The sequence below is a fragment of the Aquibaculum sediminis genome, from assembly GCF_040712085.1.
Lineage (GTDB): Bacteria > Pseudomonadota > Alphaproteobacteria > Kiloniellales > DSM-21159 > Aquibaculum > Aquibaculum sediminis.
Genome location: NZ_JBFCVK010000006.1, coordinates 304,730 through 321,305, shown reverse-complemented (window position 1 = coordinate 321,305; position 16,576 = coordinate 304,730). Strand labels below are relative to the sequence as shown.

Here is a 16,576-nt window from a genome sequence, read left to right as displayed (position 1 = left end):
CTCAAACCTCCGAAATCAGGCGGCCTTGGCCGAAGCCGCACCGGCCTCGAGCACGCCCATGATGTCCGACTCCTTCATGATCAACAGCTCTTCGCCGTCGATCTTCACCTCGGTGCCGGACCACTTGCCGAAGATCACGCGGTCACCGACCTGAACGTTCAGTGCCACGATGTCACCCTTTTCGTTCCGGGCGCCCGGGCCAACGGCGATGACTTCGCCCTGCTGGGGTTTCTCCTTGGCGGTGTCCGGAATGATGATGCCGCCCGCGGTCTTCTGGTCCTCGTCGATGCGACGGACCACCACGCGGTCGTGCAACGGCCTGAAGGTCATATATCGTCCTCCCAATAGAGACTGACGGATGATTGCCAATGATGGCAGGTCTGTTAGCACTCCCGATTGGCGAGTGCCAAGCGCTGCCGAAGCGCTATCTACGGCGGGTCGCGGCGCTTTTCAAGAGGCAGAAATGCCGGAAAATGCGCTGGCGGATTTCAGCGCTTCTGGTGCTTGCGGACCTGTTCGCGGTGGAAGACGTAAAGTCCTGAAACCACGAGGATTCCGGCGCCGAGCAGGGTCCAGGCATCGGGCAGGTCACCCCAGACCACGAAGCCGAACAGCACGGCCCAGACGATGTTGGAATATCCGAAGGGGGCGACCACCGCGGCGGGAGCCTCGCTGTAGGATTTGATCAGGCAGAAATGGCTGCTGCCGCCGATCAGGCCCACGCCCACCATCATGATCCAGCCGATCAGGTCGGGCTGGACCCAGAAGAAGGGCACGCCCAGCGTCATCACCACCGCGCCCACCAGGGAGCTGTAGGTCAGCGTGGTCATGGAGGAGTCGCTGTGGCTGAGCAGCCGCGTGGTGATGTGATAGAAGGCGTTCACCAGGGCCGCAGCCAGGGGGAAGAGCGAGGCCAGCACGAAGACGTCCGTGCCCGGTCGGATGACGATGAGCGCGCCCACCAGTCCGGCAAAGACGCCGGCCCAGCGCCGCATACCCACCTTCTCGCCCAGAAAGGGCACCGAGAGCGCAGTGATGAACAGCGGGCCCAGCAGCATGACGGCGGCGGCTTCCGCCAACTGCAGCATGCTCAGGCCCATGAAGAACAGTCCCGTGGTAATGACCAGCAGGAGCGAGCGCAGCAGCTGCAGCGGCAGGCGGCGGGTGCGCAGGGTGCGGGGCAGGGCGCCGCGCAGGAACAGCGCGATGAGGACCAGGTGAAAGGTGTAACGGGCCCAGACGATCTGCCAGACCGGATAGGTTTCGCTGAGTAGCTTGGCGAAGGTGTCGAGTACCACGAAGAGCATGACCGCGAGCAGCATCCAAAGGATGCCGCGGCGATTTGCAGCCATCTGAGCCAGGCCCGATTGGCTGCCGGCGGCTTCACTCATGCAATCGACTTCTCGCTTGTTGTACGCCCCTCGCGGCGCAAGACTCCCTTTGCTATGGATACCGTCAGGAAGCGCGCGAAGCGAGCGCGCAGGACGCAAGGGAGAACTGCATGAAGATCAAGGCCGCGGTTTTGAACGAGATCGGGCGGGCTGGGCCCTACGCCGAATCCCGCCCGCTCACCGTGGAGACGCTCGACCTGGAAGGGCCCGGCCCTGGCGAGGTGCTGGTCGAGATCAAGGCGGCCGGCCTTTGCCACTCCGATCTTTCGGTGATCAGCGGCGATCGCCCGCGCCCCGTGCCCATGGCCCTGGGCCACGAGGCAGCCGGCGTGGTGGCCGAGGTCGGTGAGGGCGTGGACGATCTGCAGCCCGGCGATCACGTGGTCATGGTCTTCGTGCCCTCCTGCGGCCATTGCCTGCCCTGCTCCGAAGGGCGGCCGGCGCTCTGTGAGCCGGCGGCCAAGGCCAACAACGCGGGCCACCTGCTGAGCGGTGCGCGCCGCCTGTCGCTGAACGGCGCACCGGTGCATCACCATCTGGGCGTTTCCGCCTTTGCCGAGGCGGCGGTGGTCTCGCGCCGCTCGCTGGTGAAGGTCGACCCGAGCCTTCCCCTGGAGCAGGCCGCGCTGTTCGGCTGCGCGGTGATGACCGGCCTGGGGGCCGTGGTGAACACCGCCAAGGTCAGTGCCGGCTGCAGCGTTGCGGTGATCGGCCTGGGGGGCGTGGGACTCAACTCCTTGCTGGGCGCGCTGCTGGTGGGGGCCGAGCGCGTGGTGGCCATCGACATCCTGCCCTCGAAGCTGGATATGGCAAAGCAGCTTGGCGCAACCGACGTCTTCGATGCGCGTGATGCCGATGTGGCAGAGCAGGTGCGCGAAGCCACCCAGGGCGGCGTGGACTTCGCTTTCGAGATGGCCGGCTCCGTTCCGGCCCTGGAACTGGCCTACAAGGTGACCCGCCGCGGCGGCACGACCGTCACCGCGGGTTTGGCCAACCCGGGCAAGGCCATGTCGCTCTTCCCCGTGACGCTGGTGGCCGAGGAACGCACGCTCAAAGGCAGCTACATCGGTTCCTGCGTGCCACTGCGCGACATTCCGCGCTACGTCGGGCTGTTCCAGCGCGGCAAGCTGCCGGTGGACCGCCTGCTGAGCGAGCGGGTGGCGCTCGACGACATCAATGCGGCCTTCGACCGGCTCGCCAGCGGCGAGACGGTGCGACAGGTCCTTATCCCCTCGTGACCGGGAACAGCGACCAGGAGCGGGTCTTCGCCTTCCTGGCCGATCCGGCCACTCACGGGCTTGCGGCCGGGGAGGTTGGGCGCATCCACACGCACGTGGCCGAGGTCTTCCTGGCCGGCGACACGGTCTACAAGGTCAAGCGGGCCGTGCGCTTTGCCTTTCTGGACTTTTCCGACCTTGAGGCGCGCCGGGCGGCCTGCGAGGCGGAACTGCGGCTCAATGTCCGCACCGCGCCGGACATCTACCTCGATGCGGTGCCGATCTGCCGCGCGGACGATGGCAGTCTCAACCTCGCGGGCGAGGGGGAGCCGGTGGAGTGGGCGGTGAAGATGCGCCGCTTCGATGAAAACCAGACGCTGGATCACCTCGCCGACCGTGGCACCTTGCGCCCGGAGTGGATCGACGAGCTGGTCGATGCCGTGGTGGCCTTTCACGGCGAGGCGGAGCGGCGGGGGCCGCCTTATGGCGGGGCCGAAGGGCTGGACGCCATCATCGACGACAATGCCGAGGACATGGCGCGTCTTCCCGATCTCTTTGCGCCGGACCGGGTTGAGCGGCTCATCGCGGCCAAGCGCCAGGCGCTGGAGCGCAACGCCGCCCTGCTGGATACGCGGCGTGACCAGGGCTGGGTGCGGCGCTGCCACGGCGACCTGCACCTGGGCAATGTGGTGCTCTGGCAGGGGCGACCGACCCCTTTCGACTGCATCGAGTTCTCCGAGAACATCGGGTCGATCGACGTGGCCTATGATCTGGCCTTCCTGCTGATGGATCTGGAGGTGCGCGGACTACGCGAACACGCCAACCGCGCCATGAATCGCTACTTCGGGCGCCAGGGTGGGGTCGAGGTGTTGGGGGCCCTGCCGCTCATGCTGGCCCTGCGCGCCGGCGTGCGGGCAAAGGTCAGCGGACTGGCCCTGTCCGGCATGGAGGAGGGGCCCAAGGCGCAGCATCTGCGGGAGATGGCCGAGCGCTTCTTTGCCGCTGCCGAAGCGTTCCTTGCCGACGCCGCGCCGCCGCGGCTTTTGGCCGTGAGCGGCCTGTCCGGCAGCGGCAAGACCACGTTGGCCAAAGCCCTGGCTCCGGACTTGGGCCGGGCACCGGGAGCGCTGCATCTGCGCAGCGACGTGATGCGCAAGCGCCTGGCCGGCATCGCGCCCGAGGAGCGCCTGCCGCCTGAGGCCTACACCAAGGCAAGCAACCGGGCGGTCTACGACACGCTCTTCGCCGAAGCCCGCAGCGCCCTGGCGGCCGGGCAGTGCGTGGTGCTGGATGCGGTCTTCGCGCGTCCTCACGAGCGCAGTGCGGTGGAAGCGATCGCAGGGGAGGCTGGCGCGGCCTTTCAGGGCATCTGGCTCGACGCGCCAGGCGAGTCCCTGAAGGAGCGGGTGGAGCGGCGCGTCGGCGATGCGTCGGACGCCACCGGAGCCGTGGTCGAACGTCAACTCGCCTATGATCTCGGCGCGATCGACTGGCCGCGGCTGGATGCCGGTCGCGGGCCGGAGGCGGTCTGCGTCGCGGCGAAAGCCTTGCTCCAATGACTGGGGCTGAGAGAGACTGACGTCGGCCGCTATCGGCAGCAGGAGAGAGTGACGCCCATGCCCCTGGATGCAACGGAGGACCCCCGGTGGGCCCGCAGCACCTGCCCGCACGACTGCCCCTCCACCTGCGCCCTGGAGGTGGAGGTGTTGGCCGAAGACCGCATCGGCAAGGTGCGGGGCAATCCGGCGCACCCCTACACCGATGGCGTGGTTTGCGCCAAGGTGGCCCGCTACGCCGAGCGCCTGCACCACCCGGCACGCCTGACGCAGCCGCTCGTGCGGCGCGGCGAGAAGGGTGTGGGCATCAGCGCCTTTGAGCCCATCGGCTGGGACGCAGCACTCGATCTGGCGGCCGAGCGCTTCCTGCGCGCCGAGGAGCGCTACGGCAGCGAGACCATCTGGCCCTACTTCTATGCCGGCACCATGGGGCATGTGCAGCGCGATGGGATCCACCGCCTGCGGCACGCCAAGCGCTATTCAGGCCAGCAGTCGACGATCTGCACCACGCTGGCCGAATCCGGCTGGCTGGCGGGCACCGGCGTGAAGGCCGGCGTGGACGCACGCGAGATTGCCGAGAGCGATCTGGTGGTGGTCTGGGGCGGCAATCCCGTCAACACCCAGGTCAATGTCATGACCCACATCGCCAAGGCCCGGAAGGCGCGCGGGGCGAAGCTCGTGGTGGTCGATCCCTATCGTACCGGCTCCGCGGCACAGGCGAACATGCACCTGATGGTCCGGCCCGGCACCGACGCGGCACTGGCGGCGGCAGTGGGGCATGTGCTGCTGCGCGACGGCCTGGCCGATCGCGCCTATCTCGCGCGTTTAACCGATTTCGATGCGGCGGCAGAGGCCTTCTATGCCGAGCGCTCACCGGCCTGGGCGGAGGCCATCACCGGCGTGCCGGCGGCGCAGATCGAGGCCTTCGCTGCGCTCTATGGCGCAACGCCGCGCAGCTACATTCGGGTGGGCTACGGTTTCGCACGCACGCGCAACGGGGCGGTCTCGGTGCATGCCGTTTCCTGCCTGCCCGGCCTGTCGGGCGCCTGGCAGCATCGTGGCGGCGGTGCGCTCTGGGGCAACGGGGCCATCTACAACCTCGACAAGCGTTTGATCGAAGGGCTGGACGTGCATGATCCGTCTGTGCGGGTGCTGGACCAGTCGCGCTTCGGACCGGTGATGACCGGCGATCCGCAGGACCTGGGCGCGGGGCCGCCGGTGACGGGGCTCTTCATCCAGAACACCAACCCGGCGGTGGTCTGCCCGGAAACCCGCAAGTGCCTGGAGGGTCTGGCCCGCGACGACCTCTTCGTCTGCGTGCACGAGCAGTTCATGACCGAAACGGCGGCCATGGCGGATCTCGTGCTGCCGGCCACGATGTTCCTGGAGCATGACGATTTCTACACCGCCAGCGGCCATACCACCCTGCAGGTGACCCGCAAGCTTGTGGAGCCGCCCGGTGCCTGCCGCTCCAACCACGAGGTGCTCTGCGGCCTGGCCCAGCGGCTCGGCGTGCAGCATCCCGGCTTCCAGATGACGGCCTGGGAGATGATCGATGCCACCTTCCGGGCCTCGGGCCACCCGGGGGCGCAAGAGGTCTATGACGCCGGCTGGCATGACTGTGCGGAGAGTTTCGAGCGCCAGCACTTCCTGGAGGGCTTTGCCCACCCGGACAAGCGCTTCCACTTTCATGCCGACTGGGCGGCCATCGGGGCGGCGCATGCGGAGATGCCGCGGCTGCCGGATTATTGGCCGGCGCACGATCAAGTGACGGAGGACAAGCCCTTCCGCCTCGTGGCGGCGCCGGCGCGCAGCTACCTCAACACGACCTTCACCGAGACGCCCGGTTCGCAAAAGCGCGAAGGGCGGCCGACGGTGCTGATGCACCCGGCCACGGTGGAACGGCTGGGACTGGGGGCTGGGGAGCGCGTGCGGCTGGGCAACGAGCGTGGCTCGCTGCTCATCGCGGTCGAGCCCTTCGACGGGGTGCAGCCGGAGGTTCTGGTGGTGGAATCGATCTGGCCGAACGCCGCCTTCGAGGAGGGCGTGGGCATCAATGTTCTGACCAGCGCAGACGCCGGCGCGCCCCGCGGCGGCGCCGTCTTCCACGACACGGCCGTGTGGATCAGGCCTGCCTGATGAGTCAGAGCGTCCCCGATGCGGAGCGCTACTGCTCCGGCGGCAGCGCCAGCTTCACCAGCCCGCGGAAGGGTGCCTCGGGATCGACCGGCTCGCCCTTGCGCAGGATGACGATCTCGCCCTGGCGGGCCAGATGGATTGCCTGCTGGCGCACGGCGTTCATGTAGCGGCGCCAGAGGTCCGGCGGATCGCCGGCCTTGCGCTTGGTCTCGGCGAAGCTGCGTGCGACCTCATCCGGGCTGATGGCCGCGCCCGGACCGGCCACGGCCAGCATCTCCAGGATGGTGGCGCCCACGGGGTCGCGCTTTTTCGCGCCGATCTCACTCTCAGTCATGCTCGTGCAGCGCCTTAATCGCGGAGATCATCGAAGAACTCTTTCACGCGCGAGAAGAACCCGCGACTTTCCGGGTGATGGCTGCCGCCGTCCTCGCCGCATTCGTGCTGGAACTCTTCCAGCAGTTCGCGCTGACGCTTGGTGATCTCCACCGGCACCTCGACGTTCACCTGGATGTAGAGATCGCCCAAGGCCTTGGAGCGCAGCACCGGCATGCCCTTGCCGCGCAGGCGGAACTGCGTGCCGGCCTGGGTGCCTTCGGGAATGGTGACCTTGGCCCGGCCGCCTTCGAGAGTGGGCACCTCGATCGCGCCGCCCAGGGCGGCCGTGGTCATGGGCACCGGCACGCGGCAGAAGAGATTGGGCCCTTCGCGCTGAAAGAAGCGGTGCGGGGCGACGGAAAGAAAGATGTAGAGATCGCCCGGCGGGCCGCCGCGACGACCGGCTTCGCCCTCGCCGGAGAGCCGGATGCGCGTTCCATCCTCGACACCGGCAGGAATGTTCACCTGCAGCGTCTTCTCGCGATGGATCCGCCCGGCCCCCTCACAGGCCTTGCAGGGCGTTTCGATCACCTGGCCCTGGCCGCCGCAGGCGGGGCAGGCCCGCTCAATGGAGAAGATGCCCTGCTGCATGCGCACTCGGCCGCGGCCGTTGCAGGTGTTGCAGGTGATAGGCTTGGAACCGGGTTCTGCGCCGCTGCCGTCGCAGGACTCGCAGCCCACCCAAGTGGGCACGCGGATCTGCGCTTCCTTGCCCTGGTAGGCTTCTTCCAGGGTGATTTCCATGTTGTAGCGGAGATCGGCACCGGAAGGCGCGCCGCCGCGTCGGCCGCCACCGCCCATGATGTCGCCGAACATCTCGTCGAAGATGTCGGCAAACCCGGTGAAGTCGAAGCCGCCCGGCCCCGCTCCGCCCCCGGCCGCGGCGCCGTCGACGCCAGCGTGGCCGAAGCGGTCGTAGGCCGCTCGGGTCTTGGACTCCTTCAGGACTCCGTAAGCCTCGTTGAGTTCCTTGAACTTCTTCTCTGCCTCGGCATCGCCCGGATTGCGGTCCGGGTGATACTGCATGGCCAGCTTGCGATAGGCCTTCTTGAGTTCGTCGTCGCTGGCTCCTCGCGCGACCCCCAGCGTTTCGTAATAATCTCTTTTGGCCATGACCTCGCCGTCGACTGTGCTTCCCCAGGAGGCCGCTCTCCCGGCCTCGCCTTGTGGGATGAGAACGGCGTTGTTCTCATCCTGTCCTTTTCGGGAGTCCTGCCCTGGACCGACCCGAACACGACTGCCCTAACGGGCAACGGCCCACGCAGTTTTCCGCTGCGTGGGCCGGTTACCGCACCGATTGCTCGGCGTCAGGCAGACTTGCCCTTCTTGTCGTCGTCGACCTCTTCGAAGTCGGCATCGACGACACCTTCATCGGCCTGGGACGAACCGCTGGTGCCTTCGCCGCCATCGGCAGCTTCGGCGCCACTCTCTTCACCCTGCTGGTACATGGCGGCGCCCAGCTTCATGGAGGCCTGGGCCAGGGTTTCGGTCTTGGCCTTGATGGCCTCGAGGTCGTCCCCGTCCTTGACGCCCTTCAGGTCGTTGAGCGCGGTCTCGACCTCGGCCTTGTCTTCCGGGGACACCTTGTCACCGGCATCGGCCAGGGTCTTCTCGGTGGCGTGCACGAGGCTGTCTGCCTGGTTGCGCGCCTCCACGAGCTCACGCTTGCGCTTGTCTTCCTCGGCGTGGGACTCGGCTTCCTTGACCATGTGCTCGATGTCGTCATCCGACAGACCGCCAGAGGCCTGGATGCGAATGGCCTGCTCCTTGCCGGTGGCCTTGTCCTTGGCCGAGACGTTGACGATGCCGTTGGCGTCGATGTCGAAGGTGACCTCGACCTGCGGCACGCCGCGTGGCGCCGAAGGGATGCCGACCAGGTCGAACTGACCCAGCAGCTTGTTGTCGGCCGCCATTTCCCGTTCGCCCTGGAACACGCGAATGGTCACGGCGGTCTGGTTGTCCTCGGCCGTCGAGAAGACTTGGCTCTTCTTGGTCGGGATCGTCGTGTTGCGCTCGATCAGCTTGGTCATGACGCCGCCGAGCGTTTCAATGCCGAGCGACAGCGGGGTCACGTCGAGGAGCAGGACGTCCTTGACCTCACCCTTGAGCACGCCGGCCTGAATGGCAGCGCCGATGGCCACCACCTCGTCCGGGTTCACGCCACGATGCGGCTCCTTGCCGAAGAAGTTCTTCACTGTCTCGAAGACCTTCGGCATGCGGGTCATGCCGCCGACCAGGATCACGTCGTCGATCTCACCGGCCGATACGCCGGCATCCTTCAGCGCCGCCTTGCAGGGGCCCAGGGTGCGCTCGACCAGCTCGCCCACCAGGGCTTCCAGCTTGGCGCGGGTCAACTTAATATTGAGATGCTTCGGGCCGCTCTGATCGGCCGTGATGAAGGGCAGGTTCACCTCGGTCGACTGGCTGGACGACAGCTCGATCTTCGCCTTCTCGGCGGCCTCCTTGAGGCGCTGCAGTGCCAGCTTGTCCTGGCGCAGGTCGATGCCCTGCTCCTTGTGGAACTCGTCGGCCAGGTAAGTGATGATCTTGTTGTCGAAGTCCTCACCGCCCAGGAAGGTGTCGCCGTTGGTCGACTTCACCTCGAAGACACCGTCGCCGATCTCGAGGATGGAGACGTCGAAGGTGCCGCCACCCAGGTCATAGACCGCAATGGTGCCGGTCTTCTTCTTCTCCAGACCGTAGGCGAGCGCTGCTGCCGTCGGCTCGTTGATGATGCGCAGCACCTCGAGTCCGGCGATCTTGCCGGCGTCCTTGGTGGCCTGGCGCTGAGCGTCGTTGAAGTAGGCCGGAACGGTGATGACCGCCTGCTCCACCGTCTCGCCAAGATAGCTCTCGGCCGTTTCCTTCATCTTCTGAAGGATGTAGGCGGAAATCTGGCTCGGGCTGTAGGACTTGTCCTTCACCTGCACCCAGGCATCGCCGTTCGAGCCTTCGACGATCTCGTAGGAGACGAGCTTCTTGTCCTTCTCCACCGTGGGATCGCCGTAGCGCCGTCCAACCAGGCGCTTGATGGCGAACAGCGTGTTCTCCGGGTTGGTCACGCTCTGGCGCTTCGCCGGCTGGCCAACCACGATGCCATCGTCGGTGAAGCCCACCATGGACGGGGTTGTGCGCGTGCCTTCTGCGTTCTCGATAACGCGGGCATTCTTCCCGTCCATTACCGCGACGCAGGAGTTTGTCGTGCCAAGGTCGATACCGATGACTTTGCTCATGTGCTTCCTCTTCGTTCGGCAGAACCGTCTTTGACGGCCTCAACTGAGCACCGTTCTGCGGTCCCCATCATCACACTTCGTCGTAAGGTCGGCGCGGCACACCGCGCTCGCGATCTTTGCCAGCCTGAGCGCCGGCGGGACGCATCGGTCCTGCCAGCGTCGGCGTCGAATGGGTATATAAGAAGCAAGCGATCACCTACAAGCCGTGAGGTTTACGCGCTGCTTGCACCGGAGAATTGCGTCGGCCACATTCCCGGCCATGTTCTATCGTCGCGACAGAGAACCGCTGCCACGCGATGGCATCCATCTGGCCATCATGGTGCTGCTCGGCTTCAACGTGGTGCTCGGAGTCGCCTTGATGCTGTTGGGCGGAGAGGTCTGGGACGATCCCGGGGTGAGCCGCTTCGGCTCCTGGTTGGCGCTGCTCAGTGCCGGGTTCTACATTTTCTTCCGCTGGTTCCAGCGGCGCGAAGCGCAGCGCCGGCAGCAGGACGGGGAGGGGGGCGACAGCGCCGGGCAATGATCGTCTCGGCCAGCTATCGCAGCGACATTCCCGCCTTCTACGGCCAGTGGTTCCTGGAGCGCCTGCGCGCCGGAGAGGTGTCCTGGCGCAATCCCTACAGCGGCGCGGTGTACCGCCTGCCGCTCACCCGCGAGGCGGTCGAGGGCTTCGTCTTCTGGACGCGCAACCCGGCGCCCTTCCTGCCGGTCCTGGAGCAACTGGCCGAGGCCGGCTGGCCCTTCGTGCTGCAGGTCACCATGACCGGCTACCCACGGGCCCTGGAAGCCTCGGTACCGGCGCCGGAGCGCGTGCTGCCGGCGCTGCAGGAGATCCGGCGGCGCTACGGCCCGCACTGCCTGGTCTGGCGCTATGATCCGGTGTTCCTCAGCGACCTGACGCCGCCGGACTTCCACCGCACGCAGCTTGCTGAGTTGGCGGATCGGTTTGGCGGGTTGAGCGACGAGGTGGTCCTGTCCTTTGCCCAGATCTACGCCAAGACCCGGCGCAACAGCGATGCCGCTGCCCGGCGGCACGGCTTTGACTGGAGCGATCCGCCGGTGGCGGAAAAGCAGGCGCTGCTGGGCGAACTGGCGCACATCGCCCACGACCGCGGTCTTCGTCCCACGCTCTGCAGTCAGCCGGACCTGCTGGGTGCGGGCCTGGAGTCGGCGCGCTGCATCGACGCCGGCCGCCTGTCTGCCGTGGCCGGGCGTCGGATCGCGGCGCGCAAGAAAGGTAACCGGCCGGGCTGCCTCTGTGCCGAAAGCCGCGACATCGGTGCTTACGACACCTGCCCGCATGGCTGCGTTTACTGCTACGCGGTGCGCGCGCCGCAACAGGCCAAGGCCAAGCATGCGGCCCAGGATCCAAAGGCCGAGCTGCTCGGCGGTTGATCGGCCCCTGCGTCAGATGATTGGCGTCAAATGATCGGGATGTGCGGCGCCGAGTCGCGCGGCGCCTTGCCGATCAGGCGCGGGTCGTCCGCCACTTCCACCTGGCGAGCGTAGGGGCGAAAGCCGCTGCGGGAGTAGAAGGCGATCGCTTGCGGGTGATCCAGTGTGCAGGTGTGCAGCCAGAGCCGCTGGATCGGCCGCTCCCATGCCAGTTCCAGCGCCCGGTTCATCAGCCAGCGCCCGGCGCCCTGACCGTGCAGGCTGCCGGCCAGGCCGAAGAAGGCGAGTTCGCATTCGCCGTCCTGGCGAAAGTCCAACTCCAGCAGTCCCATGTCCCGGCCATCGGCTTCCAGCGCATAGAAGGCAACGCCCGGATCGCGCAGCACGGCGTCCAGCTCCGACTCGGGAATGACCAGGCGGGAAAACCAGAGCCAGTCCTCCCCCACGCGCCGGTAGAGCGCGCGGTACCAGTCGCCATCGGGCTGGGCCACACGTCTCAGGTGCCAGGGCGCCGGCGTCGGCTCGGGGCGCGGCTCGGGCCGGGCGCGCATCTCGAGATAGGTCACGACCGCCGCGATCTTGCCGGCGGGAATGTCATGGAAGCCGTCGGAGAGGCTCATGCCGTTCGCAAGTCCAGTCTTCGTTGTCGGGAGGTGCTGCACGACGTCAGGCATGACGCCGGACTGCAGACACCTTGCTTGCTGCCCGCATACAGCGCCGGCCGGCCGGCGTCACCCCTCGCTCGATGATGACTCGCCTGCTGCCTGGGTTGCCTCCTGCTCCGTCACGCGCTTTTTGCGGCCCGGGCGCCATTCAGCCAGACGCGCCGCCACGGCGTAGAGGTTGGGGATGATGAAGAGGCCAACCAGAGTTGCCGCCAGCATGCCACCGAGCACCGTGATGCCCACCGGCACGCGCGCACCGGCGCCGGCACCCGTGGAGAGTACCAGCGGCAGGACGCCGAAGATGAAAGCCAGGGCCGTCATCAACACGGCCCGAAAGCGCTGCTCGGCACCGTTACGGGCCGCTTCCAGGATCGAATGGCCGGCCTCGCGCTGACTCTTGGCGAACTCGACGATCAGGATGGCGTTCTTGGACGCAAGTCCTATGAGAAGCACCATGCCCACTTGGGCGTAGAGGCTGTTCTGCAGCCCCACCAGCGTCAGCGCGCCCACCGCGCCGAAAAGCGCTATGCCCAGCGAGAAGATGATCGAGAGCGGCAGCATCCAGCTTTCGTACTGCGCCACCAGGAAGAGGTAGGCGAAGATCAGCGCCAGGGCGAAGATGAAGACCTCCGTGCCGGCGGTCTGGGTCTCCTGCAGCGACATGCCCGACCACTCGAAACCGTAGCCTTCCGGCAGGACCTCGGCGGCTGTGCGCTCGAAGGCGGCCATGGCGTCGCCGGTGCTGGCGCCGGGTGCGGTCTGCCCGTTGATCGAGGGCGAGACCATGAGGTTGTAGCGCGGGATGATGTAGGGGCCCAGCACCGTCGTCACGGACACCACGCTGCGCAGCGGCACCATGTCGCCATTGGTGCTGCGGGCATAGAGCCCCATGATGTCCTCGGCGTCGTTGCGGTAGTCGGCTTCCGCCTGCAGCTTCACCTGATAGACGCGGCCATCCAGCGTGAAGTCGTTGACGTAGCGCGAGCCGAAGTGCGCGCCCAGGGTGGAGTAGATCTGCCCTACGCTGAGGCCCAGAAGCTGCGCGCGGTCGCGGTCGACGTTGACGAAGAGCTGCGGCACGTCGGCATTGAAGGTGGTGGAAGCCCCGCCGATTTCCGGCGCCTGGTTGGCCGCGCCCAGGAAGGAGCGGGCGACCTGTGCCACTTCCTCCGGAGGCTGGCCGCGCAGGGCCTGCAGCCGGAAGTCCAGGCCGCCCACGGTGCCTACGCCCGGGATCGGCGGCGGCACGAAGGCCATGATGTTGGCGCCCGGCATGGTGAAGAACTGGCTCTGCAGGCCCATGATCATGTCGCGTAGATTGATGCCGGCCTCGCCCCGTTCATCCCAGGAGTCGAGCGAGGCGATGGCCATGCCGCTGTTGGGTGTGACGGTGCTTTGCAGCATGCTGTAGCCGGCCACCGAGATGACGTTCGCCACGCCTTCCGTCACGCCCAGGAGGGTTTCGACGTGATGCACCACCTCCTGCGTGCGATTTAGGGAAGCGGCGTCGGGAAGCTGAATCTCGACGAAGATCGCGCCCTGGTCCTCATTGGGCAGGAAGGTCGAGGGCAGGCTGGTGAACATCAGGTAGGCGCCGACGAAGGCGGCCGCCAGCACGCCGAGCGCGATATAGGGTGCGCGCAGCAGCCATCCCACCACGCGGCCGTAGCCGGACCGGGTGATGTCGATGCCGCGCGCGAACCAGCCCAGCGGCCCGCGGCGGTAGCCCTGCTTGGCCGGCCGCAACAGCGTGGCCGCAAGCGCCGGGCTGAGGGTCAGGGCGACCAGGGCCGAGACCACAAGGGACGAAGACAGGGTGATGGCGAACTGCCGGTAAAGCTGCCCGGTGATCCCCGGAAGGAACGCCGTGGGCAACACCACGGCCAGCAGTACGAAGGTGGTGGCGATGATCGGGCCGGTGATCTGGCTCATGGCTCGGCCGGTGGCCTCGGCGACACCGATACCGGGGTGTTCCTCGAGCACGTGTTGCACGTTCTCCACCACCAGAATCGCATCGTCGACCACCAGTCCGATGGCGAGCACCAGCGCCAGCAGCGTCACCGTGTTGGCCGAGTAGCCCAGCACCAGCAGGATCGCCATGGCGCCCAGCAGCGAAACCGGAATCGCCAGGGCGGAGATCAGCGTGGCGCGCCAGTCCTGCAGGAAGAGGAAGGTAATGATGAGGACGATGATGAAGGCCTCGATCAGCACCTCGACGATCTGGTCGACGCTGGTGCGCACGAACTGGGTGGCGTCGTAGACGACCCTGTACTCCAGGCCCTCCGGGAAGCTTGTCGACAGCTGTTCCAACTCGGCCAGCGTCGCGTCCGCGGTGGCGATCGCATTGGCGCCCGGCGATTGCGAGATCATCAGCATCGCCGTTTCCTGCCCGTTCAACTGGGCGGTGGAGGAGTAGTCCTGCGCCCCCAATTCCAGGCGCGCGATGTCGCCCAGGCGCACCACGGAGCCTTGATCGCCGGTGCGGATGACGATGCGCTCGAACTCCTCGGCAGTGCGCAGGCGACCCTCCGCAACCAGGCTGTACTCAACGGCGGTGTTGGCCGGCGCCGGCTGTGCTCCGACCCGGCCCAGGGAAGCCTGGATGCTTTGGGCGCGAATGGCGTCGGTTACGTCATCTGTCGTGATGCCCAGCGCGTTCATGCGCGCCGGATTGAACCAGACCCGCATGGAGTAGTCGGAGGCGCCGACCAGGGAGACGTCGCCCACGCCGTCGATGCGCTTGAGGGCGTCGATCACCTGGGAGGAGACGAAATTGGTGATGTCGAGCGCGGATATGCTGCCGTCCGGCGAATAGAAGCCGAGCGCGAAGAGGAAGTCGGGCGAACTCGCCTGGACCGTCACGCCCTGCTCGGTCACCTCCTGGGGCAGTTGCGACATGGCCAACTGCGAGCGGTTCTGCACGTTGACCTGGGCAATATCCGGATCGGTGCCCACCTCGAAGGTGACGGAGAGCGAGTACTGGCCGGCATTGGTGCTGGTGGACGACATGTAGATCATGTCCTCCACGCCGTTGATTGCCGTTTCCAGCGGCCCGCCGACGACGTCCGCGATCACCTCGGCGCTGGCGCCGGGATAGGTTGCCGAGACGTTGATGGTCGGCGGTGTGATGTCGGGATACTGCTGCACCGGCAGCGCCCGGATGGAAATCAGGCCGGCAATCGCAATGACCAGCGAGATCACTATCGCCAGTCGGTTGCGGGAGATGAAGATGTTGCGGCCCATCAGCCGTCATCCCCGACCGGGCGGCCCTGGCTGGCTTGTACGGAAGCCCCTTCGCTCAGTCGCTGGATGCCTTGGGTGACGACAAGTTCGCCGCCCTCCAGCCCTTCGACCACCGCCCAGCCATTGGGCACGCGGGCGCCGGTCTCGATGCGCTGCTGGGTGACCGTGTCGTCGTCCTGCAGGGTGTAGACATAGCGGCCGCTGCGGTCCTGCAGTACCGCGGACTGCGGCACTACCGGCAGTTCGCGCTGCGCGCTCTCCTGGATGTAGAGCGTCACGTTCTGACCGGGCAACAGCAGCCCGTCGGGGTTGGGGAAGATCAGGCGCACCGGCACCGTGCCGGTGCGGGTGTCCATTTCGCTGGAGACATATTCGAGCCGCCCTTGTGACGGGTAGTCGACGCCGTTGGGGAGGCGCAGCCGCAACAGCAGGGCATCGGTTTCGAGAACACCGCCCGCATCGACCACCTGCTGGCGCAGTGTGGCATAGCGGTCGTCGGTGACCGAGAAGGCCACGCGGATCGGGTCGAGCTGGACGATGCGCGCGAGCGAACCGGAGTCAGGACCCACCAGGTTGCCGTGGCTGAACTGCGACTGGCCGATCTGGCCGCCAATCGGCGCATGGATCTGGGTGTAGGAGAGGTCAAGTTCCGCTGCGCTTACCGCGGCCTTGGCAGCCTCAACATCGGCATCGGCCATGGCTGCCGCCGCGCGTGCCTGGTCCAGGGACGCCTGGGGCGAGGTGCCGCGATTCGCCAGTTCCTGGGTGCGGGCCAGGCTGCGCTGCGCCTCATCCGCTCCTGCTTCGGCGCGGGAGAGCTGCGCCTGGGCCGAGGAGAGCTGCGCGTCGTACTGATCGGGTTCGATGATGAAGAGCAGGTCCCCCGTTTCGACCCTTTGACCCGGCGCGAAGGAGACCTCCTGCAGGAAACCCTGCACCCGCGCGCGCAGGTCGACGGCCTCGATGGCTTCCACCTGACCCAGGAATTCTTCCGGGTGGTCGATCACCTGCACCTCGATCGGCTCGACCACAACCGCCGGGGGCGGCATTTCCAGGCCCGGCATCTGGGCTGCAGCGGGCAGCGACAGACTGCAGGCGGCGGCGAGCGCCAGTCCGCGCAGCGCGCTTTTCGTCCACAGAGACAGCTTCTTGTTGTTTTGCATGGCTTCCCCCGTTCGCCTCTTGTGCAGCTGCGAGCACTGGATGGATTATCGTCTTCTAGTGCCACTTTAGCGTACCACCTGCAGTGAAGGCGCCAACAGATTTCTGAGGTCTGATCCGAAGCATTCTTGATGCTTGGCGCTGCACTCCAAGACGTCGCTGTCAGCCGCGCAGCGCCTGCGTTGCGCGGCGGGCCCGCTT

Annotated in this window: 13 protein-coding genes; 5 read left to right on the top strand and 8 right to left on the bottom strand. The window is 66.8% G+C overall.

Features of this window, described 5'->3' with window-relative positions:
- Window positions 1–15: 15 nt before the first annotated feature.
- A complete protein-coding gene (gene groES / locus ABZ720_RS12065; protein WP_366555773.1) occupies window positions 16–330 on the bottom strand; it encodes a co-chaperone GroES in 315 nt (104 codons plus the stop codon).
- Between the two features lie 158 nt (window positions 331–488).
- Window positions 489–1,391, bottom strand: coding sequence for a DMT family transporter (locus ABZ720_RS12060; RefSeq protein WP_366555772.1), 903 nt, complete (start codon window positions 1,389–1,391; stop codon window positions 489–491).
- A gap of 110 nt (window positions 1,392–1,501) precedes the next feature.
- Here ABZ720_RS12060 and ABZ720_RS12055 point away from each other — a divergent pair, with 110 nt between their 5' ends.
- Genes ABZ720_RS12055 through ABZ720_RS12045 form a run of 3 tightly spaced genes read left to right on the top strand, consistent with a single transcriptional unit; the run spans window position 1,502 to window position 6,303 of the window.
- Window positions 1,502–2,629, top strand: a complete 1,128-nt coding sequence (locus ABZ720_RS12055; protein WP_366555771.1) for a zinc-dependent alcohol dehydrogenase family protein — start codon at window positions 1,502–1,504, stop codon at window positions 2,627–2,629.
- A complete protein-coding gene (locus tag ABZ720_RS12050; protein WP_366555770.1) occupies window positions 2,626–4,167 on the top strand; it encodes a bifunctional aminoglycoside phosphotransferase/ATP-binding protein in 1,542 nt (513 codons plus the stop codon). Before ABZ720_RS12055 ends, ABZ720_RS12050 begins: the two co-directional genes overlap by 4 nt.
- Before the next feature lie 57 nt (window positions 4,168–4,224).
- On the top strand, window positions 4,225–6,303 hold the full coding sequence (locus ABZ720_RS12045; protein ID WP_366555769.1) for a molybdopterin-containing oxidoreductase family protein: 2,079 nt from the start codon (window positions 4,225–4,227) through the stop codon (window positions 6,301–6,303).
- 28 nt (window positions 6,304–6,331) lie between these two features.
- Here ABZ720_RS12045 and ABZ720_RS12040 read toward each other — a convergent pair whose 3' ends face one another.
- The 3 genes from ABZ720_RS12040 to dnaK form a co-directional block, all read right to left on the bottom strand.
- Window positions 6,332–6,637, bottom strand: coding sequence for a DUF3253 domain-containing protein (locus ABZ720_RS12040; RefSeq protein WP_366555768.1), 306 nt, complete (start codon window positions 6,635–6,637; stop codon window positions 6,332–6,334).
- A gap of 14 nt (window positions 6,638–6,651) precedes the next feature.
- On the bottom strand, window positions 6,652–7,791 hold the full coding sequence (gene dnaJ, locus ABZ720_RS12035) for a molecular chaperone DnaJ (RefSeq protein ID WP_366555767.1): 1,140 nt from the start codon (window positions 7,789–7,791) through the stop codon (window positions 6,652–6,654).
- 194 nt (window positions 7,792–7,985) lie between these two features.
- Window positions 7,986–9,911, bottom strand: a complete 1,926-nt coding sequence (dnaK, locus tag ABZ720_RS12030) for a molecular chaperone DnaK (RefSeq protein WP_366555766.1) — start codon at window positions 9,909–9,911, stop codon at window positions 7,986–7,988.
- 259 nt (window positions 9,912–10,170) lie between these two features.
- Here dnaK and ABZ720_RS12025 point away from each other — a divergent pair, with 259 nt between their 5' ends.
- Complete coding sequence (locus tag ABZ720_RS12025; protein WP_366555765.1) at window positions 10,171–10,434, top strand: hypothetical protein; 264 nt, start codon at window positions 10,171–10,173, stop codon at window positions 10,432–10,434.
- The gene (locus ABZ720_RS12020; RefSeq protein ID WP_366555764.1) at window positions 10,431–11,306 is read left to right on the top strand and encodes a DUF1848 domain-containing protein; all 876 of its coding nucleotides are present in this window, start codon (window positions 10,431–10,433) and stop codon (window positions 11,304–11,306) included. Before ABZ720_RS12025 ends, ABZ720_RS12020 begins: the two co-directional genes overlap by 4 nt.
- A 26-nt stretch (window positions 11,307–11,332) precedes the next feature.
- Here ABZ720_RS12020 and ABZ720_RS12015 read toward each other — a convergent pair whose 3' ends face one another.
- From ABZ720_RS12015 to ABZ720_RS12005, 3 genes are all read right to left on the bottom strand, one after another.
- Entirely contained in the window at window positions 11,333–11,926 is a 594-nt protein-coding gene (locus tag ABZ720_RS12015) for a GNAT family N-acetyltransferase (RefSeq protein ID WP_366555763.1), read from the bottom strand.
- Window positions 11,927–12,037: 111 nt separating this feature from the next.
- Window positions 12,038–15,214: an efflux RND transporter permease subunit gene (locus ABZ720_RS12010; RefSeq protein ID WP_366555762.1), complete on the bottom strand. Its 3,177-nt coding sequence runs from the start codon at window positions 15,212–15,214 to the stop codon at window positions 12,038–12,040.
- A complete protein-coding gene (locus tag ABZ720_RS12005; protein ID WP_366555761.1) occupies window positions 15,214–16,377 on the bottom strand; it encodes an efflux RND transporter periplasmic adaptor subunit in 1,164 nt (387 codons plus the stop codon). Before ABZ720_RS12005 ends, ABZ720_RS12010 begins: the two co-directional genes overlap by 1 nt.
- Window positions 16,378–16,576 lie beyond the last annotated feature (199 nt).

Bases quoted from the DNA above. Each gene is read 5' to 3' on its own strand.
- groES (WP_366555773.1), bottom strand. From the start codon at position 330: ATGACCTTCAGGCCGTTGCACGACCGCGTGGTGGTCCGTCGCATCGAC.
- ABZ720_RS12060 (WP_366555772.1), bottom strand. From the start codon at position 1,391: ATGAGTGAAGCCGCCGGCAGCCAATCGGGCCTGGCTCAGATGGCTGCA.
- ABZ720_RS12055 (WP_366555771.1), top strand. From the start codon at position 1,502: ATGAAGATCAAGGCCGCGGTTTTGAACGAGATCGGGCGGGCTGGGCCC.
- ABZ720_RS12045 (WP_366555769.1), top strand. From the start codon at position 4,225: ATGCCCCTGGATGCAACGGAGGACCCCCGGTGGGCCCGCAGCACCTGC.
- ABZ720_RS12040 (WP_366555768.1), bottom strand. From the start codon at position 6,637: ATGACTGAGAGTGAGATCGGCGCGAAAAAGCGCGACCCCGTGGGCGCC.
- dnaJ (WP_366555767.1), bottom strand. From the start codon at position 7,791: ATGGCCAAAAGAGATTATTACGAAACGCTGGGGGTCGCGCGAGGAGCC.
- dnaK (WP_366555766.1), bottom strand. From the start codon at position 9,911: ATGAGCAAAGTCATCGGTATCGACCTTGGCACGACAAACTCCTGCGTC.
- ABZ720_RS12025 (WP_366555765.1), top strand. From the start codon at position 10,171: ATGTTCTATCGTCGCGACAGAGAACCGCTGCCACGCGATGGCATCCAT.
- ABZ720_RS12020 (WP_366555764.1), top strand. From the start codon at position 10,431: ATGATCGTCTCGGCCAGCTATCGCAGCGACATTCCCGCCTTCTACGGC.
- ABZ720_RS12015 (WP_366555763.1), bottom strand. From the start codon at position 11,926: ATGAGCCTCTCCGACGGCTTCCATGACATTCCCGCCGGCAAGATCGCG.
- ABZ720_RS12010 (WP_366555762.1), bottom strand. From the start codon at position 15,214: ATGGGCCGCAACATCTTCATCTCCCGCAACCGACTGGCGATAGTGATC.
- ABZ720_RS12005 (WP_366555761.1), bottom strand. From the start codon at position 16,377: ATGCAAAACAACAAGAAGCTGTCTCTGTGGACGAAAAGCGCGCTGCGC.